This window comes from Streptomyces sp. Q2 (assembly GCF_056820935.1).
Window position 1 is genome coordinate 19,413 of record NZ_JBXEJE010000063.1, and the last position, 23,072, is coordinate 42,484.

A 23,072-nucleotide genomic window follows, 5' to 3' on the forward strand; every position below is an offset into this window, starting at 1 on the left:
GGGGCAGAACGCGGCATCTCTGACGAGGCGTCGCAGTCCCCTCCTCAGGTATGTCTTCTTCAGGGGATGTGAACCATGCACAGCGTGAGACTTCGGTGCCGCCGGAGATTCAGGCCGGGCGCTCTGGCCGCCGTGGCCGCCGCCTCGCTCCTGGTGGGCGTCATCGGCCCGGCGGCCCCCGCCCAGGCGGCGGAGATCACCGACGGCCTGGCCCTCTGGTACAAACTCGACGCCACCTCGGGCACCGTGGCGGCGGACGCCTCCGGCAATGGACGCGACGGCACCGTCAACGGCACCGCAGGCTGGTCAGGCAACGGTGAGGGACTCACATTCAACGGGTCCAGCACCTACATCAAGGTGCCCGACAACATCATGAGCGGCATGAACTCGATCACCGTCTCGATGGACGTGCAGATCGACGCCGCCCAGGCCACGCCGTATTTCATCTACGGCTTCGGCAACACCGCGAGCAGCGGCACCGGCAACGGATACCTGTTCACCACCGGCAACTCGTTCAGGACCGCGATTGCCTCCGGGAACTCCTCCACCGAGCAGAACACCCGGACCTCCGCGGCGCTGCAGCGCTCGGTCTGGAAGCACGTCACCTACACCCAGACCGGCACCACCGGCGTCCTCTACGAGGACGGCGTGGAGAAGGCCCGTAATACGTCGGTCACCCTCACCCCCGGTTCCATCGGATCCGGCATCACCACGGCCAACTACATCGGCAAGTCCGTCTACACCAGTGACAAACTCTTCAAGGGCAGGATCCGCGACTTCCGGGTCTACAACCGCGCGCTGGCACCCGGCGAGGTCCTCGACGTCAGCGGGAACACCACGGGCATCGGCGCGGCCACCCACCCCAAGCTGAAGATCGACGCCATCGTCGACAACAGCACCAGCAAAATCACCCTCCCGATGACCGAGGGCACCGACCTCACCACGCTCGCCCCGCAGTTCACCATCGCCCACGGCGCGGCAATCAGCCCCGCCTCCGGCACCCCCCGTGACTTCACCGACCCCGTGACGTACGAGGTGACCGACTCCGACGGCGAGAAGCGCACCTGGACGGTCGAGGCGCTCATCATGAAGAGCCCGGTCCTGCCGGGGCTCACCGCCGACCCGAACATCGTCCGGTTCGGCGACACCTTCTACCTGTACCCGACCACCGACGGGTTCGCGGGCTGGAGCGGTACGAAGTTCCATGCGTACTCCTCCAAGGACCTTGTCCACTGGACGGACCACGGCGTCATCCTGGACCTCGGACCCGACGTCAGCTGGGCCGACGCCCGGGCCTGGGCCCCGACGACGGCCGAGAAGAACGGGAAGTACTACTTCTACTACTCCGCCGACACGAACATCGGTGTCGCGGTCTCCGACTCGCCCACCGGCCCGTTCACGGACCCGCTCGGCAAGCCGCTGATCGCCCGCGGCGCCTTCACCGGCCAGATGATCGACCCGGCGGTCTTCACCGACGACGACGGCAAGCGGTACCTCTACTGGGGCAACAGCAGGGCGTACGTCGTGCCCCTCAACGACGACATGGTCTCCTTCGACGCCTCCAAGGTCACCGACATCACCCCGAGCGGCTACAACGAGGGCTCCTTCGTCGTCAAGCGCAGCGGCACCTACTACTTCATGTGGTCGGAGAACGACACCCGCGACGAGAACTACCGCGTCGCCTACGCCACCGGTCCCTCCCCCACCGGCCCCTGGACCAAGCGCGGCATCATCCTGGAGAAGGACCTCTCGCTCGGCATCAAGGGCCCCGGCCACCACTCGGTGGTCCACGTCCCCGGCACCGACGACTGGTACATCGCCTACCACCGCTTCGCGATCCCCGGCGGTGACGGCACCCACCGCGAAACCACCATCGACAAGCTGGAGTTCGACTCAAGCGGCCTGATCANCCACTCGGTGGTCCACGTCCCCGGCACCGACGACTGGTACATCGCCTACCACCGCTTCGCGATCCCCGGCGGTGACGGCACCCACCGCGAAACCACCATCGACAAGCTGGAGTTCGACTCAAGCGGCCTGATCAAGAAGGTCGTCCCCACTCTGAGCAGCATTGATCCGGTCTCCGTCGGCGCCACCCTGCCGACTCACACCAATCGCTCGTTCCGGTCGGTCAACTTCACCGGCCGCTACGCCGCCGTCCGCTCCGACAGCCTCGGCTACCTCGACCCGGTGACGTCCACCAGCACCACCGCCGTCAAGCAGGGCGCCACCTTCACCATCGTCCCCGGGCTGGCCGACTCCACCTGCTACTCGTTCCGCGACTCCGTCGGCCGCTACCTGCGCCACAAGGACTACCGCGTCCGCTTCGACGCGAACAACGGCACGGCCACCTTCAACAAGGACGCCACCTACTGCGCCCGGCCAGGCTCGGCCATCGGCTCGTTCAGCCTGGAGTCCTACAACTACCCCGGCCGCTACCTCCGCCACTACAACTACGAGCTGCGCATCGACCCCTACCAGGACAACGCCACCTTCCGCGCCGACAGTTCCTTCACGCCGGTCAACCCCTGGGCCTGACCGAATTCCCTCGCTCACTCCGGCTGCCCCGCACGGCTTTACCGTGCGGGGCAGCCGGCATCGTGGCACGCCGGGGCCCACGTCGGGCGGTCAGCCGCGTCGCGAGCGGACAGCAAGTCTCAGCGGCCGGGCGGTGGATGATGCCGTACTCACGCCCGAAACGGTTGGCCTCCCTCGCCGACCCGGTAAGCCGGTGCAGCCAAAACAAGTACGCCACCGAATCCATCTGCTGCCGAGTCAGTTCGGATACAGCCGCCACCGGTCCGGCCCGCCCCGCGATCGTGGACCGCCGTACGAACTCGCTCGGCCAAGCCCGGCGCGGGCGACGCCTTCAACTGGCCGCCCGAACCCACGAACACCCGCACGGGAGCCATCTGTGACGCAGCAACACCACCAGCCGTTACCCCGGCCGGCCCCCGCTGGACTCCGGGCTCGGCCGGGCACCAGCGTAAGCGAGTAGGTCGTGCCCCCTGAGCGCCAACCGGACCGCCCTGCGCACCGGCGTCCCTCCCATGCCGACAACTCCGCGCGTGTCTCCCGATCGGCCGCCCACACCAGCCCTGCCGCTGCCGCTGCCCCTGCCCCTGCCCCTGCCCCTGCCCCTGCCCCTCAAGACGGTGCACACTCTGACGCAGCGACAAGTTCCCCTCGTCAAGCACCCAGCCGTGCTCAGCCTTCCGCTCCCACGCATCCACCGCCTGCCCACCGCCTCGGTCCCATGCTCCTGCCTGGATCGACGCCGTTGACGGCAGTCAGCTGACGGGCCGTACCGGCTTCGCACTCCACCTGCTCCGGGACCTCGACGCCATGCCGGCCGGATCGCCTTGCATGCCGCCCCCGGCGGCACCGAAAGCGCCGTGAACCGCAACAGAAAGACCCACCCGCGATATTCGAGTGAACGTACGGAAAGGGCTGCGTAAAGTGACGAGCGTGGACGCAGCTGACTTCTACACCGGAATTGTCGCGGAGATCTACGGACCGCTGAAGTCCTTCTCCCAGGACCCCGAACCATACGCAGCCTTCATTCAGCAAACCGGCATGCCGGCACTGGAGCTGGGATGCGGAGACGGTGACCCCCTGCTCGAACTGCGCCGACGCGGCCTGGACGTCGACGGCGTCGATTCCTCCGCCGACATGCTGGAGCGACTGCGACGCCGGGCGGACGAACAAGACATCCGTGCCGACGTGTTCCACCAGCGCATGGAGACTTTGAACCTGCCCCGCCGCTACCGGGCGATCTTCCTCGCCGGACCGACCTTCACCCTGCTTCCCGACGACTCCACCGCGCTCGCTGCCCTACGCGGCATCCGCACTCACCTGGCTGAAGGCGGTACCGCTCTGGTGCCCCTGTTCACTCCCACGCCGACCCCCGCCGAACAGATCGGCCAGGTGCGCACGGCCGCCGCGCCCGGTGGCGCCGAGCTCCGGGTATCCGTCGTCGCCGAGCAACGCGACGAGACAGCCCGGACACAGACGACGCTTCTCCGCTACGAACGGCACCACGGCGCAGACAGCACCATCGAAGAGCGACCGTGGGTCATCCATTGGTACACCCGGGACCAGTTCGAGAAGCTGGCCACGACCGCCGGCCTGACCGTGACCGCGGTCACCGATCCGGACGGCAAGCCCGCCCCTGCTGATACCACCGACCTGCTGCACTTCAGACTCCAAGCCACCTGACCACCTCTCCGGGATCACTCTCTGCGACCGCTCCCCAATTCGACGACAACGAGCCCCGACTGGCGCCAGCGCTGGCCCAAGCGGCGAAGGACATAGCGGAGAGCCGTCTCACCGATTCCGGCCTCTCCCCCTCGGCACTGTCCCGCGAACTCAACATCTCGGTACGGACCTCCAGAGGGCTTTCGCCGCGGCCGAGGAGTCGGTGACCGCATACACACGCCGCAGACGGCTGGAGCAAGCCCGGTTTGACCTGACGACATCAGTCGGCCCACCGAGCATTTCGCAACTCGCTGCACGCTGGCAATTCGCCGACAGCAGCCACTTCATCCGTTCCTTCAGGAAGCGGTACGGCCAAACATCCGCCCAGTTCGTCCGGTCAAGAAGCCGTCCGACGCCCGGACGAACGTCCACCTGAGATGCCTTCCCGGAGATTTGCAGAGTGGCCTGCCCCATGCGCGGCGTGCGGAGACCGGGGGAAGCACCCTCCTGGTCTGGGCTCCGTGGTCACCGACGCTCTGCAGAAGGGGCACAACTGCCGTTCAGCAAAGGACGGGTTACCTGCGGCGACAGCAGCTCGCCGCCGGAAAGAGAGCGATACGCGAGGCGAAGCCCCAATTTTCTTGAGGCCCGAGGCCCGAGGCCCGGACGCGCTGGAAGTAGGCGGCATCTGGTCGGTCACGTCATCCAATACCATGGCTGAATACCTCAATTGCCCGGCGTTGAGGGCGGACGCGGGACCCGTCCGCCCTCAGGGTGAGCGCCTGGAGTTTCAGCTACGGCGCGGTCGGGTCACGAGGGGAGCGGACATCGACAAGCCCACCAGGTCGGTCCACACGGCGTCGCCGACTCCGTCAATGGCTTCCTTGGTAGCTCGCTCCTCGGTGGTGAGGACGTTGAGTTCCACCCGGACGTCGTACGGCAGGTAGTCGAGGGCCAGGCGGCGGCCGACGTAGTCCATGACGGAGGCGGCCTGCTTCACCTCTGGGTCGTTGGTGAGGCCGGCGGGCTCGAAGCGCAGTCCGACGTACTCAGCGACGAAATTCCTGAGCGCGACCCCGTGCCGGAGGCCCTGGGTGATGGTCGAGGAGAAGGCATCCATCATTCCCGCGAGCGTGGATCCCTGCTTGGCCATGCGGATCAGTACTTCGGCGATGGCCCCGTCCTCCGTGCACGCTACGGTCAAGTACCCCTTGCCCGCGCCGACGGTGAACGACCGGGTCGTCGACTTCATGCGCCGCGGGGGGCGCGACCGGGGCGGACTGGTCGCGCCCCCCGCGCTGCGCTTCCGCGTCGTGCTGTCACCGAACCGTTCCGCCATGAACCGATCCTCATCCGTAGTCGCGAAATGGGACAGACTGCGCCCCACAACACAAACTGTGGGCATCAACTCGACGATGACCACAACATGTTGGGGTTACCGTAGGGGTCGGAGAGAGACGGAGCCACACGCGGCACGCTGAACCTCTGGCGTCTGAAGCTAGGAAAAGTACCCGCGTCTGTGTGGCAGGACAGCAAGCTCCAGGTGCTGATTCTCGCGGACAACACGCTGACGGGTGGCGCCCAGGCGCACGGCGCTTCGCCGCCATGCGGCGGCCGGAGACGAGCAGGCCCGGGCCGCCGGCCTTCAGCCCTACGCGGGCGAGCAGTGTGCCCAGTTCGCGGGTGGCCAGCCCGACGCGATGCCAGCCTGGCGAATACGGCCACGCATCCGACGGCGCAAATGGGAAGAAACAGCTGGGACCGAACAAGCACAGACCGCGGTCGCAGCGGGCAAGCGCGAAGCCGCATGAAAATCGAAGACGCCCACCCAACGGGCCAGCCACTGTTCAGGATGGCCCCTACGCCAGTGATCAGAATCCGGCCCGCTCGTCGTCCGGGTCTGCCGCTGTGGCGGTTACCAGGGGGGCGATACGGCGATAGGCGGCGCGGGCGTGGACGATCCGAGCCAGCATCGTGCCGACCAAAGTCGCGGCGCACAGGCAGGCGAGCCAGAACGTGTCGCGGTGGCCGGCCCAGGTGAGGGTACCGACAGGCGGGATGGCGAAGCCGTTGAGGATGAGCCAGCACAATACGGCTGTGCCTGGAGCCGCAGCGAAGCTCGCGTATACCCCGAGCAGGGAGGCCAGCAAGGACAACGCGGCCAGGGCGAATCCAGGGCGGTCCAGGCCTATCAGGGCATTGTGCAGGGCCACCACCGTCAGAGCCCCGCCGAAAGCTGTGACCCACACCAATGGCGCGGCGACAGGCTGCGGGACGGGCCTGGCGCCGGTCCTCAGGGCAACCAGCTCGACCATCCTCCAAGCCCTCCTTCGGCCCCTCCCCCGCGCCCACCCGGCACCGGCCGCCACTCCAGCGTGGGCCTGAGCAAAATTGTCCCACTCTTCCATCGAGCGCACTCCCGCAAGCCAGGCTTACTCGTTTCCGAACAACGACCTCGGTGATCTCGAAGTCCCGGGAGCGGGCAGGCCCTCAGGCCGCGCGAACAGCCGGGCTTCCAGCCCGGTACGGGAGATGCCGGAGCGGCTGGAGAACGTTGTGCTTTTCGAAGACGTATCCATGCCGACGACGCTAGAGATTGACTCATGCGTCAAGGTCAAGCCGTCCGGCCGGTGGCAGCCTCGAGACGTCCCTGGAGGCCGAACGGGGTGTTGGCCCGCACGGAGTGCACACGACTCGATGACCTCGGGGCCCGGCCCCGTGTTACTTCCCGCCCAGCGACGCCGCCTACCCGCGCGACCTCTAAGATCCCGAAGTCCAGGTGGATCCCGCTTCCCTCGCCCTCTCGTGCCTGGGCGATGTGTCGACCCGTCACGAACGCCGTCGGTCCGGGCGAATGCGGGGCTTCTCCGGATCGGGCAGCTGCGAGGAGGCACTGTTCGGCTCCGTCATGCGAGCCGTCTCCGAGGCCGGCGCACGGAGTGCCTTACTCGGGCGGTCGCTTTGAGTGCTTCACGTCCGAGTACCGTGCGATGCCTCGGATACGCGCGCGCCACCGCGTTTCTGCACCGTCCACATCCTGGGATTGGGCGGCTTCGGACCGTCCACCGCACGACGCGAGGACTATGCTGCTGTATAGACGTCCCAGACCCCGGCGGCATGCTGTTGCTGAAAACAGAATGGCTGCGGGGTGCGGACTGTTCGTCTGTCACCCGGCGCATCCCTGGAGGGAACTGGGTGGGTCCTCTGTCCTGCTGCGCAGACTGTCGGACCGACCGTTGCTCCGCCTCCGCCGAACGTACGCCACTGCCGGGAGCACGCCCAGGATGCCGGGACTCCGGCACCACCGCGCCCGCTGCCGGATGGTTTTCCGAACCGAGGCGTCATGCCCCTTCCCCAGCTCACCGCGTACCGCCAGGACCGAGAGAATCGGGCGCTGATCACCCTGTCCGGTGAGATCGACCTGGAATCCGCGCCCTTGGTGCGCGCGTCTCTGGAGCGGTGCCTGCGGGACGGTATCCGCGCCATCGACGTGGACCTCATCTCCGTCACCTTCTGCGACTGCACCGGACTCAACGCATTCCTCCACGCCGCGCAGCAGGCCACCGTGGTCGGCGGGACCCTGCGACTGCACCATCCGCCACCGACGCTGGCTCGGATTCTCGACCTGGCCGGCTGCGAGTTCTTGCTCCTCGGCCCTCTGTTCGGCCACCTGCCGACTCCTCTCGGCGACACCCCGGCCGCGCCCACTCCAGCCCCGCCGCACCGGTCTGTCCCGCTTGCGCCTGCTCTCTCGGGCGATGAGCGATGACGGCCGAACCCGGACGGGGACAGTCACGGAAGCGGGGGGACGGCGAGCCCTCCGCCATGGCTCCGGTGTGGTTGCGTCGGCTGAACCGTTGGCTGGTGGAGGGCCTGCGTGAAGAACTGGCCGATCTGTATGTGGAGTCCCGCGTAACGGCGCCGGGTGACGCGTACCGCCGTCCCGGCCGCCAGGACTTCTTGACCCGTCTCACCACGGACATGCGCCGACCGGGATTCGCCATGGTGATCGGCGAGATGGACAGACTGATGGGATGCGCCTTCGGATTCCCGGTACGCGGCGACGGCTCCCGGTGGTTCGACTCCCCGGGAGCATTGCCGTACCGCATCGATCAACCCGGGGTGTCCGGCAGCGTCTTCGCGTTCGGCGACATCATAATCCGGCCGCACCCGCAGGACCGGGCTCTGGCCCGTCGTCTGCTGGAGCGGCTGCTGACCGACCACCAGGCATCACTCGGCGCCACACTGGTGGACCGGGCCGATCGGCCTACTCTCGCCGCGCTCCGCTCCTGGGGGTGGAGGGACGTCGGAGAGCTTCGCAGGCCGGCCGGTCCCACCACGTTCCGCGCGCTGGTATTTCCCGTGGGGGAACGAACCGGGGCGAGGGCGGACGGCCTTGTCGCGACGCGTGGAGGCGGTGGCCCGGGTGGGGCCTGACAGGCGGTCGGCCCGCGTTCGGATGCTGGTGGCCGAGCAGGCGGTCCAGCGTGGTGCCCGGGTCGGTGTGGTGGACGTGTGCACCGCGGCCGTGGCCGCGCTGCCGGTCGGCGGGGCCGGGCTGTCGGCGATGTCCCGGTCCGCGCCGAGCCATCCGTTGTGCAGCACCGACGACATCAGCGAGCGACTGGAAGAGCTCCAGCTCACCCTGGGCGAGGGACCCTGCGTGGACGCCTTCCTGCAGGGCTCGGCCGTCCTGACACCCGATCTGCTCACCCGTGACCTGCAGGACCGCTGGACCGTCTTCACCGACGCGGCCCTGGAAGCCGGAGCCCGCGCGGTCTTCGCGCTCCCCCTGCAGATGGGGGCGATCAGCCCGGGAGTTCTGGATCTGTACGCCAATGTGCCGACCGCGCTGGACGCGGAGGAACTGGCCGACGCACTGGCGTTCGCCGATCTCGCGACGTTGATCCTGCTCGATACAAGGATCGACGAGACAGGCGCGCCGACCGGCGAACCTAGGCCGGACCAGAGCTTCGAGGACCTGGGCGCGTACCGGGCGGAGATCGACCAGGCCAACGGCATCCTGACCGTCCAGCTCGGCGTCGGCATCGAAGAAGCCTTCGTCCGGCTTCGTGCCTACGCCTATGCGCGGGGACGCCGGCTCGCCGACGTGGCCGCGGACGTGGTGGCCCGTCGGCTTCGTTTCTCACCGGACGCGGAGCCGGACGAGACTGATGAGGAAACCTGACGCATGGGTGCCAGCCGAGAAACGTGCCGTACTTCCCGCCCCTTCGGGCCGGGACTAGTCTCAAACGAGGGTGCCCACGATGGATCAACAGCTTCTGGCCAAGACCTTCGTCGAGCTGGCCGACAATCTGGTCGCCGACTTCGACCTCATCGACTTCCTGCGCCTGCTGACCGACCGCTGCGTGGGCATGCTCGACGCGAGCGCCGCCGGGGTGCTGCTCGCCGACCGGGACGGCAAACTCCGCGTCATGGCCGCCTCCGACGAACAGGTGCGGCTGCTGGAGCTCTTCCAGCTCCAGAACGACGAAGGCCCCTGCCTCGAGTGCTTCCGCACCGGCGCACCGGTGATCATCCACGACCTGACACGAGAGGTCGACCGCTGGCCACGTTTCGTCACGGCGGCCCACCGCAGCGGGTTCGGGGCCGTCCAGGCCCTGCCCATGCGCCTGCGGGACGAGACCGTGGGCGCCCTGAACCTCTTCCGTGCCGCCCCCGGCCCCTTCGACCCGCCCGCCACACTCATCGCCCAGGCCCTGGCCGACGTCGCCACCATCAGCCTGCTGCAACAACGCACCGTCCACCGCGGCACGGTGCTCAACGAACAGCTGCAGGCGGCGTTGAACAGCCGGGTACTGATCGAACAGGCGAAGGGGAAACTCGCCGAACGCCAGAGCATCGACATGGAGCAGGCGTTCACCGCGCTCCGCGGCTACGCCCGCGCCCACAACCGGCGTCTGGCCGACGTGGCCCGCGCATTCATCAACGAATCCGAACCCCTCGCCGGTCTGGGGGCCTGACCGGCGTCACGGCACGGCAGGGCCACCAGCCTGCACGGCCGCAGGGGCCCGGCCTGGCCACTTCGGTGATGGCGTCGGCGATGCGCAGCTGGACATCCCCGGCACTACTGTCGCGGCGGCGCAACCACTGCTGCGTGGTGCACGGCCTGATGGGGCGGCGCCAGTAGGCGCGGCGAAGGCCATTGGGTCAGCCACCAGAGACGTCGTCACACTGCCCTCCTGCGATCGTGGGCCTCGGCCATCACCTGGTCGCGCAGGCGCGGACAGGTGCGGGTGATCAGACGGGAGACGTGCATCTGCGAGAGTCCGAGTTCCAGGGCGATGCTTCCTGGGTCATCTCGCAGCAGAACCGTCATCGCCGGACCGCTGCCCGAACTGTCCACCGGCCTCGGTGTGAGCACCTCCCAGGCCGGGATGCTGATCACCGCCTTCGCCGTAGGCATGATCATCGGGGCGCCGACCATGGCCCTGGCCACCCTGCGCCTGCCCCAGCGCCAGACGCTGCTTCTGAAGTACGGCCCCGACGGTTTACGACTACCACTGACGGCCAGGCATCGATGGCGCCCGCAACGCGGCGCCACGCGTACGCATCGCTCATCACGCCCGGGACGACGACGAGGGCCGGAGCATCCTGCTCCCCGTAAACATCGACCGTGACCCAACTGTCCCCGCCGGCCGACAACTTCTTCTGATCGCCCGGTCCCGATGAGAGCGCGTACGTCCTGGGGGGCCCGGACCCCCTCCTGGGGGTGAGCGGGGGTCCGGGCCGGCGCCTCGGCGTGTGCGTACCTACCCTCGGCGCAACCCGCGCCAATATCCTCGTGTCCAGTGCTCGGCCAGGAGAAATGCACCGTCAGGCTGTCAGGAGTCGAAACACTCCCGACCCGTGGCGCCCGCCGGTGTGAAGCACAGCCGTAGGCCGGTGCGGTTCGGGCCGCCGATCATCGGCGTGAAACGGTAGGCGCTCGTATCCGCGGGGTTTGTGATGACGACTCGACGCGGCCGGACGCCGGGGGCCGAGACCTCGATCATGTCCCCGACTTTCGAATGCCAGATCCGGCCCCATGCGGCGGCGCACACCTTGCTGTACCGGAGCTCCACACTCGTACCGGTGCTGGTGCGATGGGGCGGACCGAGCGAGTCCACCCGGCCGGGTATCCCGCAGGCCATCGGGCTGGGATCCTTCCCGTCGCACGCCTTCCCATGGCATCCGGGGACGGGATCCAGCGTGGGAGACGCCAGGCTTGCCGGGCTTCCGGCGGCGGTGCCGGGGCTCCGCAGAGACAGGGTCGCCAAGATCGCCACCGCTGCCACACCCACACCGGCGATGAACAGCCCCAGGCGCCGAGCCCTCCTGTGGACGCCCGCGTCCGCCTTGGTCTCCACAGCACGTGCGGGGACCAGGGCGGACGCGGGCGAGGACGGCGGCGAGGACGAGGGCGGAGCAGGGGGGCGGGTGTGCCGGGCGCGCCCGCTCCACTCGGTGTCCGCCAGTTCCCACAGCGCGAGCAGCCGCCCGGCGGGCTTCCCCGCTATCGCGCACAGTGCCTCGACGGCGTGCCGGGGCACCGGCTTCTTCCCGTTGAGATAGCGCTCCCACGACGATTTGCTGTACGCCGTGCGCTCGGCCAGCGCCGCCAGGCTCAGGCCTGTCCGCGCCCTCATTTCGCGGAGCCCTTCGGCCAGTGCCGCGCACTCCGGTGCGGGGCCTGTCATCCGCGCAGCACCTGCCAGGTATGCGGGCCCACGACGCCGTCCGCCGGCAGCCCGGCCTTCTTCTGCAGACGCATCACGGCCGCGATGGTCTGCTGCCCGTAGACCCCGTCGACGATGCCCGGCTCGAGCTGGTGATGGCCCAGCAGGCACTGGGCCTCCACCACGTCCCAGCCCGGTCCGGCAAGGACGGCGCTGCGTGTTGCGCTGTATCCGGCGAACAGCCCCTCGCCTGCCGTGCCGTTCCGGCGGACCTTGCAGGGGTACGACTTGCCCGGCTCGAAGACGTACCAGCCCAGCCCTTCGGTAGAGGTGTTGTTGCTGTTGCTGCCGGTACTGGCACCGGTGCTGGTGGTACTGCTGCTCGGCCGTGGGCCGTCCTGCGCTGTCCGCACCTTGGCGACCCCGCCGTCGTCATCGCCCCAGGGCCCGGCGATCAGCATTCCGGCGGCCATCCCCACGAGCGCGGCGGCCACCACGGCAGCGAGGGCGACGGGCCGGGGTATCCCCGACGGCTGCCCAGCCCCCAACGGCTCGGGCCCCTCCTCCAATGTCCCGGGCCCCTGCGCCAGGACTCCGGGCTCTTCCTGCAAGGTCTCGGACCTTTCCGCCGAGGCCGCAGAGTCCTCAGCCGCACCAGAACGCTCGGCAGCCGCCTCGCCCCGTGTCCCCTGCTCGCCGCCGTCCTCCGTACCGGCCGACGAGGACGACGCGATCCGCTGTGGCCACGCCTTCTCGGCCACCTCATGCAGCACCAACAGCCGGACCGGGTCGGCCCCCGCGACCCGCGCCAGCTCCTCCACCGCGTGCCGCGGCGGCAGCGCCCTCCCATTGAGGTAGCGATCCCACGACGAGCGGCTGTGTCCGGTCTTGACCGCGAGCGCGTCCAGGCTCAGCCCGCTGCGGTCCTTCAACCTTCGCAACTGCACCACGAGTTGCCGGACTCTCTGGTCCAAAGAGTCCGGCAGTTCCTTCCAGCGCGACACGCTCCACCCCTATACACATCAGACCCCCCAGGGCTCTCGCCCGTTGCTCTGTTAGTACACCTCGTGCGGGCTCAATGGCCAGGCCGAAGCTCCGCACCCATGTCCTCAGGCATGGCCCACGAGGGGCGGGCGTCCCAGCGATGTGGCATCACGTCGGACATCCCAGCAGGTCAATGGGTGGGACGTCCCACGGTGTCTCAAGGGGGCCGGCCTCTCTGGCCCAGATCTGGATTGACCAGCAATCTCTGTCGTGAGACCAGACGGCGCGGTCAACCCCGCATTGTCCTCGCAGGGAGGAGGCCGATTCGTGAACGCAGGAAAGCGCACTGCCCTCGGGATGTCAGAACCTGGACAGCCCGCTGTACCAATGGCGGAGCGGCTGGCCGAATCGGCCTCCCGAAGCTGGCGCAAATCCATTCACATCCAGCCATCGGAGAGTTGGCGCACGTTGTGACACGCGTGTTCCACAACCCCTACTCCGCAGGTTCACCTCGCTCCTCACCCCCTGGCTTGACGTGTTCAAGGCGAGGGCTTGGGGCGGTGCACGAACGCGGTCGAGCGCCAGGGGGCTGAACTCGTCAAGCATCACGTCGGGACACCCCCTGCGACACTCCGCTCCTGTCACCAGGAAGCCCATCCGATCCCCAAAGGGAGAACATGACCATGCGTCTGCCCAGGAAGCTCTCCGTTGTTGCCGCCATGACGGCAGCAGTCGGCGCCTCTCTCGTCTCAGCGCCCTCTGCCTATGCGGCCGGCGGCACCGCACCTGCATGCATTGCGCGCCATGTGTACGAAACAAGCAAAGGTTTCGACGTAGACCTCGAAAACAACTGCGGCAAGACCATGAGGGTGCAGGTCGTCGTCAACAGCGGCAGCGACAGCACGTGCTACATCGCGTCAGCCGGGGCGAGCTGGATATACGAATACGAGGGGATTTTTGGCAGCTACAGCAGAACAGCCGTGTGCTGACACTGGACCGAGCGGACAATAGCCGGGCCTGCCAGCAGGTCACCTGGCCCTGGGCTCTGAGCTAGGACTCCAAGGCGAGGTACACGGCACGCTGCTCTCTTCCGCCGGCTCAGGGCCCGTACCGACAGGGGCGGGCCCTCAGTCATGTCCCCCGAACAACCGGACACTGATCCACAGCGGAACCGCTGCAAATCGTGCATCACGCCTTCTGGGGCGTCGTAATGCTCCCGCTTCATGACGCACGCTGACGCGACTCTCCGGACCGCCGGCCCGGGGACTTCATGCCGTGTACGTTCAGAGGAAGCTGACGTTCCGGGCAAGGGCGAGCCGCCGGACTAGAGCGCGTCTCTCTTTGGTGGGCTCATCAGTTGATCGGGTGTGCCTGTCCGATTAGTGATCACTGAGGCGATGTGGGACCGGATCGAGCCGCTGATGCCGGCCGATCCGGTCCGCGGACGCCGGTGCGCCGACCACAGCCGCACGCTCGAGGCCATCGCGTGGAAGTACTGCACCAACTCGCCCTGGCGGACCTCCCCGACGAGCTTGGGTACGCGCGGCCGCGGCCCGTGCCGCCGCGAGGTTGTTGCGGCTGGTGAGGGTGTCGGGGTGATCCCGTCCCGGTGCTGGATTTCGACGTCGAGGACGCACTGGTGCGGGAGGTGTTGTGCGACTGCGGCGCTCGCGTCGTGGCGAACTCCGGTCCGTGTCGCTGGCGTCAACGCAGGAGCAGGCCGAGGGTGTGACCAGCGGCCACCGCTGAGCCGTCAGTGCCCTTCCGCCCACTGACGATCAACGGTGGCCGCGGCCTTGGGTGCTAGCCAGGCATGTCGGCGGTTTCGGTCGCGCTGGTGGCCTGCTGCTGTGGAAGCGCGCCCGCTGGTGGTGCTTGCCGCACGGCCCGGTTGGCAGTGGTGAGGAGGGCCAGGATGAGAAGCCATGCTCCGCAGAGCCAGACCAGCGGCTTGGCACCGAGCGTAGTGATCAGCGCGCCGCCTGCAAGCGTGCCGATCGACAAGGCTCCCGTGGTGAGCGTGGAGACCGCGCTCGTCGCCCGGCCCCGCAGCTCATCGGGGGTGATGGCCAGTTGGTGGGTGGTCATGGCCACCGCATAGACGGGAGCCACCAGCGACTCGGCGGCCGCGACCGCTGCCAGCACCAGCGGGTTGGGCGCGAGAGCGTACAGCGGGAACATCAATGCCTCCAGCCACAGCATCACCACGGCGATCCGGCCCAGCGGAAAACGGCGCGCGGCCCTGTCCGAGACCAGCGCCCCCGCCATGGCACCGACCGCCGCGCCGCTGAAGATGCCGCCGATCCACAGCGGCGAGGCGCCCACCTGCCCGGCAAGGGTGATGATCAACAGATACCCGGCCCCGTAACGCACCTTGTCAGCGGCCGAGACCAGAGTGAGGAAGCGTATGACCGGCTGGCGCCACAGCCAGACGAGCCCTTCTCGGATCTCGGTGGTGAGTCGGGACGTCGTTCGCACGTCCTGCCGGTCCACTTGGAATCGAGCGCGCATCAACCGCAGCGACGCCGCGGACACCGCGAAGGAAATCGCGTTCACGGCGAACGGCACGGTCCGGCCGACGGTGTACAGCGCACCGGCGAGTGAGGCTCCGAAGATGCCCACCGCGCTGGCGACGGACTGCGAGTAGCCGAGCGCGGCGGACAGTTGTCGCGGACCAACCACGTTGGGCAGCGCCGCAGTGCTCGCCACCTGGAAGAGAGTGGTCAGGATCCCGGCAAGCACCGCTGTCGCATACAGCTGGGGCATTGTGAGCTTGTCCAGCCACAGCGCGACGGCGACGCCGGCGGTGAGTACGGCTCGGCCGACCTCACACCAGATCATGGTGGCTTTACGGTCCCACCGGTCGACGAGGGCGCCGGCAATCAGCCCGAACACCAGGAACGAAAGGGTGCCGAGGCCGAGTACGAACCCGGCTTGCGTGGCCGACCCGGTGAGGGCCAGCACGATCAGCGGCAGGGCCATGAAATGAGCCTGGTCACCGATGGCAGAGACCAACTGGCCGCTCAGTAGCAGCGAGAAGTCCCGGTCCCGGAACAGGCCGGGACCGCGAAGAGTATTCAAAGGAGTTACGCTCCGTGACAGCTGAAGGACACAAAGGTGGCGTCGAAGCTGGTGTCCGAGCTAAGAAACACGGGGCGTAACAGGCATGCGCGTACGTAACCAGAGTCCGGGCCGAACTGCAATCGGTTTTGTGAAGACAAGCCGCATGACTCCAGCCTGCGGCCCGCGCGCCGCCCGTTGATGGACGGCACCGTGGTGTGCTCCTTGGTGGCGAGGACGGCTCGGCCGGAGTGCCTGCCGTCGTACAGGGCGGCGCGCTGCAGCACGGACGGGTCGCGGGTGCCGATCACGTCGACGGTGGCGGCGCCGACCGAGGCGGCGACGTCCACGGCCTGGCCGTCGTCGAGGACCACCGGGGTGCACAGCATCTGCACCAGCTGTTCGAGGCGGACTTCGCGGCGGCCGCGGGGCAGGTGCAGCACGATGGCGAATCGTCTCCACCGAGTCGGCCAACCGACGCTCGGGGCCCGGCCCATGCGGTGAGCCGGTCGGCGGTCGCGCGTAGGACCGTATCCCCGGCCGCGTGGTTCAGACGATCGTTGACGTCCTTGAAGTGATCCTGCTCGGAAGCGCGCGGGTTCCCGGAATCCTGAGCGTTGAGATGCCGGAACCTGCATGTCAGTTGATGGCTGTGGTGGTCCTGCGCGCGGGTTCGCCGTGGTTTACGGGCTTTGGCTTCCCAAGCATTCGCCGTGCCGCATCCAACTGGCTAGCACGCAGGCCAGTGAGGGTTCAGCTTGCCGTCATCGCTCATGTGCGCCCGCTGCCAGATCTCGTTCCAGCCGTACGGGATCTCCGGCACGAGCCGGTGCCGCTGCCCGCACAGACATGGCGCCGGCGCCCACGCGCACCCACGGCACAGCTCGACCCAGCCGTGTCCGGTCGAGTTCGGCTCCAGCGGTCTCTCGTCCCCGCAGGCCGGACAGCCGGGGAGATCGGCGCCGTCCAGAATCGCGTTCTGTCGCCGGACGTACTCGGACAGTCGCAGCGACGGATGGCGAAACGGGTCCTCATACCAGCCGCGGTTCGGGCCCTCCCACCAGCTCCGCATCCACCACGGTCGCGGGTTCGCTACAGCCCGCCGTCCAGCCCGCTTCTCCGCCCGGCGCTGCGCGGCGTACTCCTCTGCCCGCGCACGCCACAGCACCCGCGCCTCATGCAGTTCCTCCACCGCCCGCACCAGCGCGTCCGGATCCGCCTCCAGCCGCCGGGGAATCGCGGCGCTGAGTGTGAGGTGGTGGTACGTCGCCCGGAAGCCATATGGCGCAAAGAGGGTGATGCAGGTCCGCAGCGCGCTGTGCCGGCGGCGGAGGGGGAGGCGGGCGTCGTGCACGCGCGTTCGGTGGGTCAGGAAGCTGGTCATTGAGTGGGTCCCAGGTCCAGTGCCCGTGCCAGGGCGGCGGTGACGGCGGCGGCGTGTGCCGGCAGGTGTTGCTCGGCCCAGGTTCCGGCGAGGCTGAGGAAGTCCTGCAAGTCCTGCTGGGCACCGGTGACGAGCGTGCGGACCTCGTCTACTGGCAGCTCGATCACCGGGCTGCCGTCCTTCGCGTAGGCGTCGAGCGTCAGCCGGACGGTGTCGCCGACGCGTTCGGCCACCGAGGACGGGTCGTGGCCGAAGTAGGAGCAGCCGGTGCCGTCGAGCACCTCCAGCCAGTCCCGCCAGGTCTCCAGGCCACTGCAGCAGCCCGGCTCAACGAAGACGGTGTCGGTGGCGTTGTCGGTCACCCGGAACCCGCCGGCGGCGAACAGGTCAGGCATGGTGAGCAGCCCGTGCAGGAACGCGCCGAGCGGGTCGGTCGGGCACGGCCCATGCTCCTCCTCCGGCTCGAAACCGTTACAGTCGGCGACCGCATAACCGCCGTGCCGACCTCCGCCCGAGTCAGCTCCCCGTCCAGAACGAGGTAACCGTACGACTCGTGCTCGCCAACCGGCCAGAGCGCAAAGTCGTCGGCAGTGAAGACCTCCAGAACGGCTTGCATCACCATCACACGGGGATGATGCCGGACCCACTGCCCCACCGCCATGGCTTTAGCTGCGGTATCGGGCACAGGGCGGGCCTGCTACCTGGGCAGTCTCGCAGTCCGCTCCGTGGCTTCGTTCACTATCAGCGACAGCGTTTGTCGAGGAGGTTCAGCAGCAGTCGAACGTCGCCTGTCGGGGAATGGTCACGAGAAGTGACGGCAGTGCTGTGGCGCCCAGACGGGCGGAGTGATCGACGTCCGTGCCTGGACCCTGCCGCCCGGGTGTGGTTGCTCATGACCCGGACGAGGGTGCGAAGATGCGTTCGTGGTGACAGAGGCCGAGTGGGCTCGGATTCGCCGGGGGTTGTGCTTCGGGCAGGTCTTCGAAGGCACCGTTGTGAAGGTTCCCCGGCCCGGTGCGATCGGGATCTTCGTGGACATCAGCCTGAGCGTCGGAGGCTTCGTCGACGTCCTGTGGCTTCCGGAACAGAGCGATGACTGGCCGGCGGAAGGCACGGTTGCGGATTTCGAGATCTGGTGGGCAGACAGCCGTCAACAGATCCGGCTGCGGCCGTTGGACTCTCGGTATCAGCGGAACGACTTCGCAGACTCCGAGGCACGTTTCCGTCCCGATTGGCCGTCCGAGGTCGGTCAGCCCGTTCTTGATCCCGAGCCCCCGACCCTCGATGAGGTGGGGTCCGCGCTGCGATCTGACGGACCGCCGGCCAGCTCCCCGTGAGTTCTGGTGAGGTGGCCGACTGTCGTGGCGAGAGCCAGGTGTGCTGACCGGACAGGTTGGTGACGCGGATGGCTGGGGTGTGGCCGCTGATTCCGGTGTGGGGATGCCTTCACGTTTCGGCGCGGCGGACCTTACGGTTTGTGGGTTACCCAGAGCAGTTCCGCCGGCCAGCGGTGTGCCCAGTCGGGTGGGTCGGTTTCGTTGTAGCCGTTGAGTGTTCCGAGTTCGGGCCGCGGCTCGATGAGGTCGTCGATGATGAGACCCGCGCCGCGCAGGACCTTGACCCAGTCGCCGTAGGTGAGCTGATAGCTGGTCGCGCCGTCGCCTTCGGCGATGGTGTTCAGCCCGAAGTAGTCCTGCTGCAGCGTCGTGGTCACGCGGCTGGCGGCTTCGTCGTAGCAAGCCTCGAACCATGGACTGGCGACGTTGAACACCAGGCGCCCGCCTCGGCCCAAGACGCGTGCGGCCTCCGGGACGGCCAGGTGCGGGGGCGCCCAGCTGAGCCCACCGAAGTCGCAGAACACCAGGTCGAAGCTGCCGGCGGCGAAAGGGAGTTGTTCGGCGGCGCCTTGCACCAGCGGGTAGCGGGCCGCTCCCATCGCGCGGGCCGCTGCGGTGAGTTGGGCTTCGGACAGGTCGAGCCCGACCACGGTGGAGCCCTCGGCGGCGAGCGCCCTGGACCACTGACCGGCGCCGCAGCCGAGTTCGAGGACGCGCTTGCCGGTGACGTCGCCCAGGGCGTGCAGGTGCGCGTCGGAGATGGAGTACATGCCCCACAGCCGGGGTGTGGCGCCGATTTGCGGGTCGTGCTCGTGCTGGTAGGCGCTGCTGATCTGGTTCCAGAGCCGCCGATTGGCGGAGATGCTGTCCACGTGCCGACTCCAGCACTGCCTGCCGGGGGCGGTCAACACGATTAAGGACCTGTCCGGGCGATCTCGCGACCGGGCCTTGACCTCAAGTCGACTTGAGGTCTCAGAGTGATCCGCATGGATACCGAAACCGCAGATATCAAGGCCATCGAACAGGTCGTCACCACTGTCGAGCGCGCTCAGCGCGCCAAAGACGTCGAGGGGTTCCTCGCACTCTTCCACCCCGACGCCCTCTGGACGACCGGCCACGGCAAGGTCCTGATCGGCTTCGACGCGATCGCCGAGTTCACCCGCGCCGTGCTGCCCGCAGCCAGCTGGGATGGTGAGATCACCTACGAGGCAGTGCACACGCAATTCCTGCGTCCCGACGTGGCGGCCGTCAAGGTTCGGCAGGTCTACCACTCGCCTGAGGGCGACACGGAAGGCGCTCCGCTCTACGTCATGACGAAGCAGGATGACGGGAGGTGGCTGCTGCACGCATGCCAGAACACCGAAGTGCGGGGTGGATAGAACCAGAATGATCATGCGACTGGTTCATTCGGATCGTTGTCCTGGGCATGACGCGTGGTGATCTGGCAGATGCGGCGTGGGAGCGGCTGCGGCCGTGTCTGCCAGTGAGTAACGGGCGTTGTGGCCGCTGGCGGGATCACCGGCAGGTGATCGACGGAATTCTGCACGTCGTGCGGACCGGCGTGCAGTGGCGGGATCCGCCCGAGCGGTTCGGCCCGTGGAAGACGGTCTATGAGCGCCATCGGCTGTGGTCGGCCGACGGCACGTGGCAACGCTTGCTGCAGCAGGTCCAGGCCGCGGCCGACGCCGCTGATGAAATCGACTGGGACATCACGGTGGACTCCACCATCTTGCGGACCCAACAGCATGCGGCCTGCGCTCGCACCGATCCACCGCCGGCCCTTGCGTCGAAAGGGGCAGAAGAAGGCGAACACACTTGCCGTCCCGGAAACTCGCCTCTTTCCATACTGGAAACTAACCACTACTCTTTCCGCTATGGAAACTAACGGGGTACGACTGACGCCAGAGCAGGCCCGTTCCGCCCTGGCCGACACCGAGCACATCCGGGCCAACGCCGCGGCGCTGTCGGCCACACCGTGGCCGAACTGGTTCTTCATCACCCTTACGCTCTACGTCGCCGCGCTCCCGATCACCTACGGAGGCGTCATGGCCGATTCGGACTGGCTGTTGCCGGGCCCGGTTTGGATGGGCATCATGCTGGCGATCACCGCGGTGTACGGGGCGCTGTTCGCCGTCGCGGCCAAGGCTTGGCGTACCAAGACCGGGGTGGCGCTGCGGTTGGACGTGCTGCCGAAGCGGGCGACCGTGCCGCTCATGGTCGCCCTGCCCGTGCTGCTGGTGGGGTCAGCGTTCGCCTTCCGCGTCACCGGATGGCCGGCGTGGCTGATCGCGGCCTCGCTGATCAGTGCCGCCGTGTCCGTCGGCTTCCACCTTGCCTTCGTCCGGTTGCACCGGAAGACCGCGTGAGCGCCGAAGCCCACGGCATGCTGGAGGGCTTCGACACCACCATCCACGCCCCGAACCGGCTGCGCATCTGCGCCCTGCTGGACACCGCGGGCGAGGCGGAGTTCGGCTTGGTCCAAAGGCAACTCGACCTCTCCGCCTCCGTGCTGAGCAAGCACGTCACCGTGCTGATGGACGCCGGCTACGTCGAGCAGCGCAAGGCCGTCCGCGACACCCGCCAGCGCGTGTGGCTCCGCCTGACCCGGCGAGGCCGGGATGCCTACCAAGGGCACCTTGCGGCGCTGCGGGCGATAGTAGGGCCGTCGGATGCATCTCCCTGATCATGTTGTGCGAGCGGTTCTCGCCCTTGCGAGTCCCTCGTGGCAGCGCGATGTCTAGCTGTGATCAGAGGAGTTCGAGGACCTGGCCACGTGGTCGGCGTGTTGTTCCACGACTTTTTGCAACGCGAGGATCCCGCGGCGTGGCTGGGCAGGAGCCTGCGGACTGAGGAGGAAGTGGCAAGAAAGGAGCTGGGCGAGGTCTATTCGACCATGCAGGAGACAGGAACACCTGGGGGCCGATGCCTGTACCGCAACACGAGCTGACCGACCGGCTCGTGGCGGCCGTAACCGCCAAGGACTCTGACACGGTCACAGCTCTTCTCGAAGAAGGCGCCGACCCCAACGCTCCGGGCCCCGACGGCCTCCCGCTGCTCTGCGCCGCCGTGGCCGGATTCGACCACACCTCCGCCGAGGCCCTGACGGACGGCGGCGCCGACCCCGACCGCGAGCTGCCGGACGGCACCACACCGCTCCTGCGGGCCGTCGACCTCGGCTCGGACGCTCTGGTCGGTGCCGTGCTCGGCAACGACCCACAGCTGCGGCTCCCCGAGGGCGCCCGCAAGCGGCTGCTCGACCTCGCGCGGTACTGGGTCGAGACGGGCGAGGAGGAGGGGCTGCGCCGGCGAACTGGAGCCGCGGGCCCGGCCACCCGCCGCCTCGTCAGCGACGACAGGTACACGGACGTCGAGGAAATCTGCCTAGGAGGACTCACTGTCCGGTCAGGCCACAGCGCCATCCTCACCTCACTGGAGGAGCTGTTCGGCGTCCTGGCACCGGTGGCGGAGCTGGTGGCACGCGCCGTCCCGTACTGGGTCCCGGACCACACCCACATCAACTGGTCCACCGCCAGATACAGCCTCGGCCAGCGCCAGAGCCCGCAGGACTGGTCCGACCTGAAGGCCCTGCAGCACCACCCCGACCCCCGTCCACCGAATGTTCCTCGCCGACGTCGTGTGGAGCCGCAACTCCATGACGTGGTGGAACCCACGCCAGGACACCGCGCAGGACGCCGAATTCCTCGCTGCCTGGGCCCTCGACGAGGCGGACGGCATGGTGCTCGCCAAAATCCTGGAGGTCTATGCCGACGGGGAGCACCCCGACCAAGAGGCCATCAGTCTGCGCTACGCCGACCACCCTGACCCGCGTGTGCGCAGCCAGATTCCCGGCCTGGTCTCGCGAGAAGCCCCGCCGACCGAGGCTGCCGCCACCACCTTGCTCGCCCTGTCGCGCGATCCCGACCCCGACGTTCGGCGCTCCGCCGTCGCAGAGTTGGCCGCCCACCTCACACCCGCATTCCGAGAGGCCCTCCTGACCCTCATCCGGGACTGCGACTTCGACGTCCGGGCTCAAGCTGCCATCTCGCTGGGCGCCTCCGACGACCGGACGGCCGCCGTGACGGGCGCCCTCGTCGCCGTGCTGGACGAGGAGCACCAGCTCCTGCGTCTGGAGATCGTCTACGCTCTCGCTCGCCGCGACGATCCCCGCACCGAGCAAGCCTGGGAACGCGTCGGGGAGCTGCCCCCAGGCTTCGGTCAGATCGGCCCACACCAGGAGGACCATCGAATCCTCGCTTACTGGGATTACCAGGAGCGCAACCGCCCCACCCAGTCGGACAGTTAAATCAGCTGAGCGGCCCCGGCCTGCGACGACCGCCGAGGGCGCCTCCTCAGCCAGCCGACTGGACCCGCACCCTCCCCGGTCGCGTGGCCCTGCCCCGGAAAGCATGCGGCTCGCCAGCATCACCCTCC

23 protein-coding genes and 4 pseudogenes are annotated in these 23,072 nt (G+C 68.1%); 15 read left to right on the plus strand and 12 right to left on the minus strand.

From position 1 onward, the window contains the following. The first annotated feature begins 75 nt into the window (after positions 1 to 75). The gene (locus ACWBNA_RS43385; RefSeq protein WP_482710132.1) at positions 76 to 2,538 is read left to right on the plus strand and encodes a family 43 glycosylhydrolase; all 2,463 of its coding nucleotides are present in this window, start codon (positions 76 to 78) and stop codon (positions 2,536 to 2,538) included. Here ACWBNA_RS43385 and ACWBNA_RS43390 read toward each other — a convergent pair. Beyond that, positions 2,522 to 2,764, minus strand: a complete 243-nt coding sequence (locus ACWBNA_RS43390) for a DUF6417 family protein (RefSeq protein ID WP_482710160.1) — start codon at positions 2,762 to 2,764, stop codon at positions 2,522 to 2,524. The genes ACWBNA_RS43385 and ACWBNA_RS43390 overlap by 17 nt on opposite strands. Positions 2,765 to 3,468: 704 nt before the next feature. Between ACWBNA_RS43390 and ACWBNA_RS43395 the strand changes: the two genes are divergently transcribed. Together ACWBNA_RS43395 and ACWBNA_RS43400 are read left to right on the plus strand one after the other, a co-directional pair. Further along, positions 3,469 to 4,218 carry a class I SAM-dependent methyltransferase gene (locus ACWBNA_RS43395; protein WP_482710134.1) on the plus strand — a complete coding sequence of 250 codons (750 nt, stop codon included), beginning with the start codon at positions 3,469 to 3,471 and terminating at the stop codon, positions 4,216 to 4,218. 37 nt (positions 4,219 to 4,255) lie between these two features. After that, on the plus strand, positions 4,256 to 4,633 hold the full coding sequence (locus tag ACWBNA_RS43400; RefSeq protein ID WP_482710161.1) for a helix-turn-helix domain-containing protein: 378 nt from the start codon (positions 4,256 to 4,258) through the stop codon (positions 4,631 to 4,633). A 354-nt stretch (positions 4,634 to 4,987) separates the two neighbouring features. Here ACWBNA_RS43400 and ACWBNA_RS43405 read toward each other — a convergent pair whose 3' ends face one another. Then, positions 4,988 to 5,449 (minus strand): TSCPD domain-containing protein, encoded by a 462-nt coding sequence (locus ACWBNA_RS43405; RefSeq protein ID WP_482710135.1) that lies wholly within the window; start codon positions 5,447 to 5,449, stop codon positions 4,988 to 4,990. A gap of 619 nt (positions 5,450 to 6,068) precedes the next feature. Then, on the minus strand, positions 6,069 to 6,512 hold the full coding sequence (locus ACWBNA_RS43410; RefSeq protein ID WP_482710136.1) for a hypothetical protein: 444 nt from the start codon (positions 6,510 to 6,512) through the stop codon (positions 6,069 to 6,071). Positions 6,513 to 7,540: 1,028 nt separating this feature from the next. On the opposite strand from ACWBNA_RS43410, the gene ACWBNA_RS43415 reads away from it, so the two are divergent. The 4 genes from ACWBNA_RS43415 (at position 7,541) to ACWBNA_RS43430 (ending at position 10,181) form a co-directional block, all read left to right on the plus strand. Then, positions 7,541 to 7,966, plus strand: coding sequence for an STAS domain-containing protein (locus ACWBNA_RS43415; protein WP_482710137.1), 426 nt, complete (start codon positions 7,541 to 7,543; stop codon positions 7,964 to 7,966). A gap of 95 nt (positions 7,967 to 8,061) precedes the next feature. Continuing rightward, on the plus strand, positions 8,062 to 8,634 hold the full coding sequence (locus ACWBNA_RS43420) for a hypothetical protein (protein ID WP_482710138.1): 573 nt from the start codon (positions 8,062 to 8,064) through the stop codon (positions 8,632 to 8,634). 22 nt (positions 8,635 to 8,656) lie between these two features. Further along, positions 8,657 to 9,385 carry an ANTAR domain-containing protein gene (locus ACWBNA_RS43425; RefSeq protein ID WP_482710162.1) on the plus strand — a complete coding sequence of 243 codons (729 nt, stop codon included), beginning with the start codon at positions 8,657 to 8,659 and terminating at the stop codon, positions 9,383 to 9,385. Positions 9,386 to 9,464: 79 nt separating this feature from the next. After that, a complete protein-coding gene (locus tag ACWBNA_RS43430) occupies positions 9,465 to 10,181 on the plus strand; it encodes a GAF and ANTAR domain-containing protein (RefSeq protein ID WP_482710139.1) in 717 nt (238 codons plus the stop codon). Positions 10,182 to 10,387: 206 nt separating this feature from the next. Here the strand turns inward: ACWBNA_RS43430 and ACWBNA_RS43435 are convergent. The 3 genes and pseudogenes from ACWBNA_RS43435 to ACWBNA_RS43445 form a co-directional block, all read right to left on the minus strand. Next, positions 10,388 to 10,507 (minus strand): annotated as a pseudogene (locus ACWBNA_RS43435) (B/F/G family RNA polymerase sigma-70 factor); the annotation flags it as partial. A gap of 535 nt (positions 10,508 to 11,042) precedes the next feature. Continuing rightward, positions 11,043 to 11,897, minus strand: coding sequence for a helix-turn-helix domain-containing protein (locus ACWBNA_RS43440; RefSeq protein ID WP_482710140.1), 855 nt, complete (start codon positions 11,895 to 11,897; stop codon positions 11,043 to 11,045). Beyond that, complete coding sequence (locus ACWBNA_RS43445) at positions 11,894 to 12,850, minus strand: helix-turn-helix domain-containing protein (RefSeq protein WP_482710141.1); 957 nt, start codon at positions 12,848 to 12,850, stop codon at positions 11,894 to 11,896. Before ACWBNA_RS43445 ends, ACWBNA_RS43440 begins: the two co-directional genes overlap by 4 nt. A 687-nt stretch (positions 12,851 to 13,537) precedes the next feature. Between ACWBNA_RS43445 and ACWBNA_RS43450 the strand changes: the two genes are divergently transcribed. Together ACWBNA_RS43450 and ACWBNA_RS43455 are read left to right on the plus strand one after the other, a co-directional pair. Next, on the plus strand, positions 13,538 to 13,849 hold the full coding sequence (locus ACWBNA_RS43450) for a beta-Ig-H3/fasciclin (protein ID WP_482710142.1): 312 nt from the start codon (positions 13,538 to 13,540) through the stop codon (positions 13,847 to 13,849). 378 nt (positions 13,850 to 14,227) lie between these two features. Then, positions 14,228 to 14,398, plus strand: a pseudogene (locus ACWBNA_RS43455) (transposase); the annotation flags it as partial. A 265-nt stretch (positions 14,399 to 14,663) separates the two neighbouring features. Here the strand turns inward: ACWBNA_RS43455 and ACWBNA_RS43460 are convergent. From ACWBNA_RS43460 to ACWBNA_RS43480, 5 genes and pseudogenes are all read right to left on the minus strand, one after another. Then, positions 14,664 to 15,941: an MFS transporter gene (locus ACWBNA_RS43460; RefSeq protein ID WP_482710143.1), complete on the minus strand. Its 1,278-nt coding sequence runs from the start codon at positions 15,939 to 15,941 to the stop codon at positions 14,664 to 14,666. A 5-nt stretch (positions 15,942 to 15,946) separates the two neighbouring features. Further along, positions 15,947 to 16,363, minus strand: coding sequence for a hypothetical protein (locus ACWBNA_RS43465; RefSeq protein ID WP_482710144.1), 417 nt, complete (start codon positions 16,361 to 16,363; stop codon positions 15,947 to 15,949). A gap of 68 nt (positions 16,364 to 16,431) precedes the next feature. Further along, positions 16,432 to 16,563 (minus strand): annotated as a pseudogene (locus ACWBNA_RS43470) (GGDEF domain-containing protein); the annotation flags it as partial. Positions 16,564 to 16,650: 87 nt separating this feature from the next. Beyond that, positions 16,651 to 17,304, minus strand: a complete 654-nt coding sequence (locus ACWBNA_RS43475) for a hypothetical protein (RefSeq protein WP_482710145.1) — start codon at positions 17,302 to 17,304, stop codon at positions 16,651 to 16,653. After that, complete coding sequence (locus ACWBNA_RS43480; RefSeq protein ID WP_482710146.1) at positions 17,301 to 17,699, minus strand: hypothetical protein; 399 nt, start codon at positions 17,697 to 17,699, stop codon at positions 17,301 to 17,303. The genes ACWBNA_RS43475 and ACWBNA_RS43480 overlap by 4 nt, the downstream gene beginning before the upstream one ends. A gap of 528 nt (positions 17,700 to 18,227) precedes the next feature. Here ACWBNA_RS43480 and ACWBNA_RS43485 point away from each other — a divergent pair. Next, the gene (locus tag ACWBNA_RS43485) at positions 18,228 to 18,641 is read left to right on the plus strand and encodes a hypothetical protein (protein ID WP_482710147.1); all 414 of its coding nucleotides are present in this window, start codon (positions 18,228 to 18,230) and stop codon (positions 18,639 to 18,641) included. Between the two features lie 131 nt (positions 18,642 to 18,772). Here ACWBNA_RS43485 and ACWBNA_RS43490 read toward each other — a convergent pair whose 3' ends face one another. Further along, entirely contained in the window at positions 18,773 to 19,513 is a 741-nt protein-coding gene (locus tag ACWBNA_RS43490) for a class I SAM-dependent methyltransferase (RefSeq protein WP_482710148.1), read from the minus strand. Positions 19,514 to 19,627: 114 nt separating this feature from the next. Between ACWBNA_RS43490 and ACWBNA_RS43495 the strand changes: the two genes are divergently transcribed. From ACWBNA_RS43495 to ACWBNA_RS43515, 5 genes and pseudogenes are all read left to right on the plus strand, one after another. Then, the gene (locus tag ACWBNA_RS43495) at positions 19,628 to 20,020 is read left to right on the plus strand and encodes an SgcJ/EcaC family oxidoreductase (protein ID WP_482710149.1); all 393 of its coding nucleotides are present in this window, start codon (positions 19,628 to 19,630) and stop codon (positions 20,018 to 20,020) included. 47 nt (positions 20,021 to 20,067) lie between these two features. Then, positions 20,068 to 20,415: pseudogene (locus ACWBNA_RS43500) on the plus strand (IS5 family transposase); the annotation flags it as partial. A gap of 100 nt (positions 20,416 to 20,515) precedes the next feature. Continuing rightward, positions 20,516 to 21,007 (plus strand): hypothetical protein, encoded by a 492-nt coding sequence (locus ACWBNA_RS43505; protein ID WP_482710151.1) that lies wholly within the window; start codon positions 20,516 to 20,518, stop codon positions 21,005 to 21,007. Continuing rightward, entirely contained in the window at positions 21,004 to 21,324 is a 321-nt protein-coding gene (locus tag ACWBNA_RS43510; protein WP_482710152.1) for a transcriptional regulator, read from the plus strand. The genes ACWBNA_RS43505 and ACWBNA_RS43510 overlap by 4 nt, the downstream gene beginning before the upstream one ends. Before the next feature lie 933 nt (positions 21,325 to 22,257). After that, the gene (locus tag ACWBNA_RS43515; RefSeq protein ID WP_482710153.1) at positions 22,258 to 22,944 is read left to right on the plus strand and encodes a HEAT repeat domain-containing protein; all 687 of its coding nucleotides are present in this window, start codon (positions 22,258 to 22,260) and stop codon (positions 22,942 to 22,944) included. Positions 22,945 to 23,072: the final 128 nt, after the last annotated feature.

What these genes read in the sequence shown, in the direction of transcription:
- ACWBNA_RS43440 (WP_482710140.1), bottom strand. Translation starts at nt 11,897, where the DNA reads ATGACAGGCCCCGCACCGGAGTGCGCGGCACTGGCCGAAGGGCTCCGC.
- ACWBNA_RS43475 (WP_482710145.1), bottom strand. Translation starts at nt 17,304, where the DNA reads ATGACCAGCTTCCTGACCCACCGAACGCGCGTGCACGACGCCCGCCTC.
- ACWBNA_RS43405 (WP_482710135.1), bottom strand. Translation starts at nt 5,449, where the DNA reads ATGAAGTCGACGACCCGGTCGTTCACCGTCGGCGCGGGCAAGGGGTAC.
- ACWBNA_RS43505 (WP_482710151.1), top strand. Translation starts at nt 20,516, where the DNA reads ATGGAAACTAACGGGGTACGACTGACGCCAGAGCAGGCCCGTTCCGCC.
- ACWBNA_RS43415 (WP_482710137.1), top strand. Translation starts at nt 7,541, where the DNA reads ATGCCCCTTCCCCAGCTCACCGCGTACCGCCAGGACCGAGAGAATCGG.
- ACWBNA_RS43495 (WP_482710149.1), top strand. Translation starts at nt 19,628, where the DNA reads ATGGATACCGAAACCGCAGATATCAAGGCCATCGAACAGGTCGTCACC.
- ACWBNA_RS43410 (WP_482710136.1), bottom strand. Translation starts at nt 6,512, where the DNA reads ATGGTCGAGCTGGTTGCCCTGAGGACCGGCGCCAGGCCCGTCCCGCAG.
- ACWBNA_RS43430 (WP_482710139.1), top strand. Translation starts at nt 9,465, where the DNA reads ATGGATCAACAGCTTCTGGCCAAGACCTTCGTCGAGCTGGCCGACAAT.
- ACWBNA_RS43450 (WP_482710142.1), top strand. Translation starts at nt 13,538, where the DNA reads ATGACCATGCGTCTGCCCAGGAAGCTCTCCGTTGTTGCCGCCATGACG.
- ACWBNA_RS43390 (WP_482710160.1), bottom strand. Translation starts at nt 2,764, where the DNA reads ATGGATTCGGTGGCGTACTTGTTTTGGCTGCACCGGCTTACCGGGTCG.
- ACWBNA_RS43425 (WP_482710162.1), top strand. Translation starts at nt 8,657, where the DNA reads ATGCTGGTGGCCGAGCAGGCGGTCCAGCGTGGTGCCCGGGTCGGTGTG.
- ACWBNA_RS43480 (WP_482710146.1), bottom strand. Translation starts at nt 17,699, where the DNA reads ATGCCTGACCTGTTCGCCGCCGGCGGGTTCCGGGTGACCGACAACGCC.
- ACWBNA_RS43515 (WP_482710153.1), top strand. Translation starts at nt 22,258, where the DNA reads ATGTTCCTCGCCGACGTCGTGTGGAGCCGCAACTCCATGACGTGGTGG.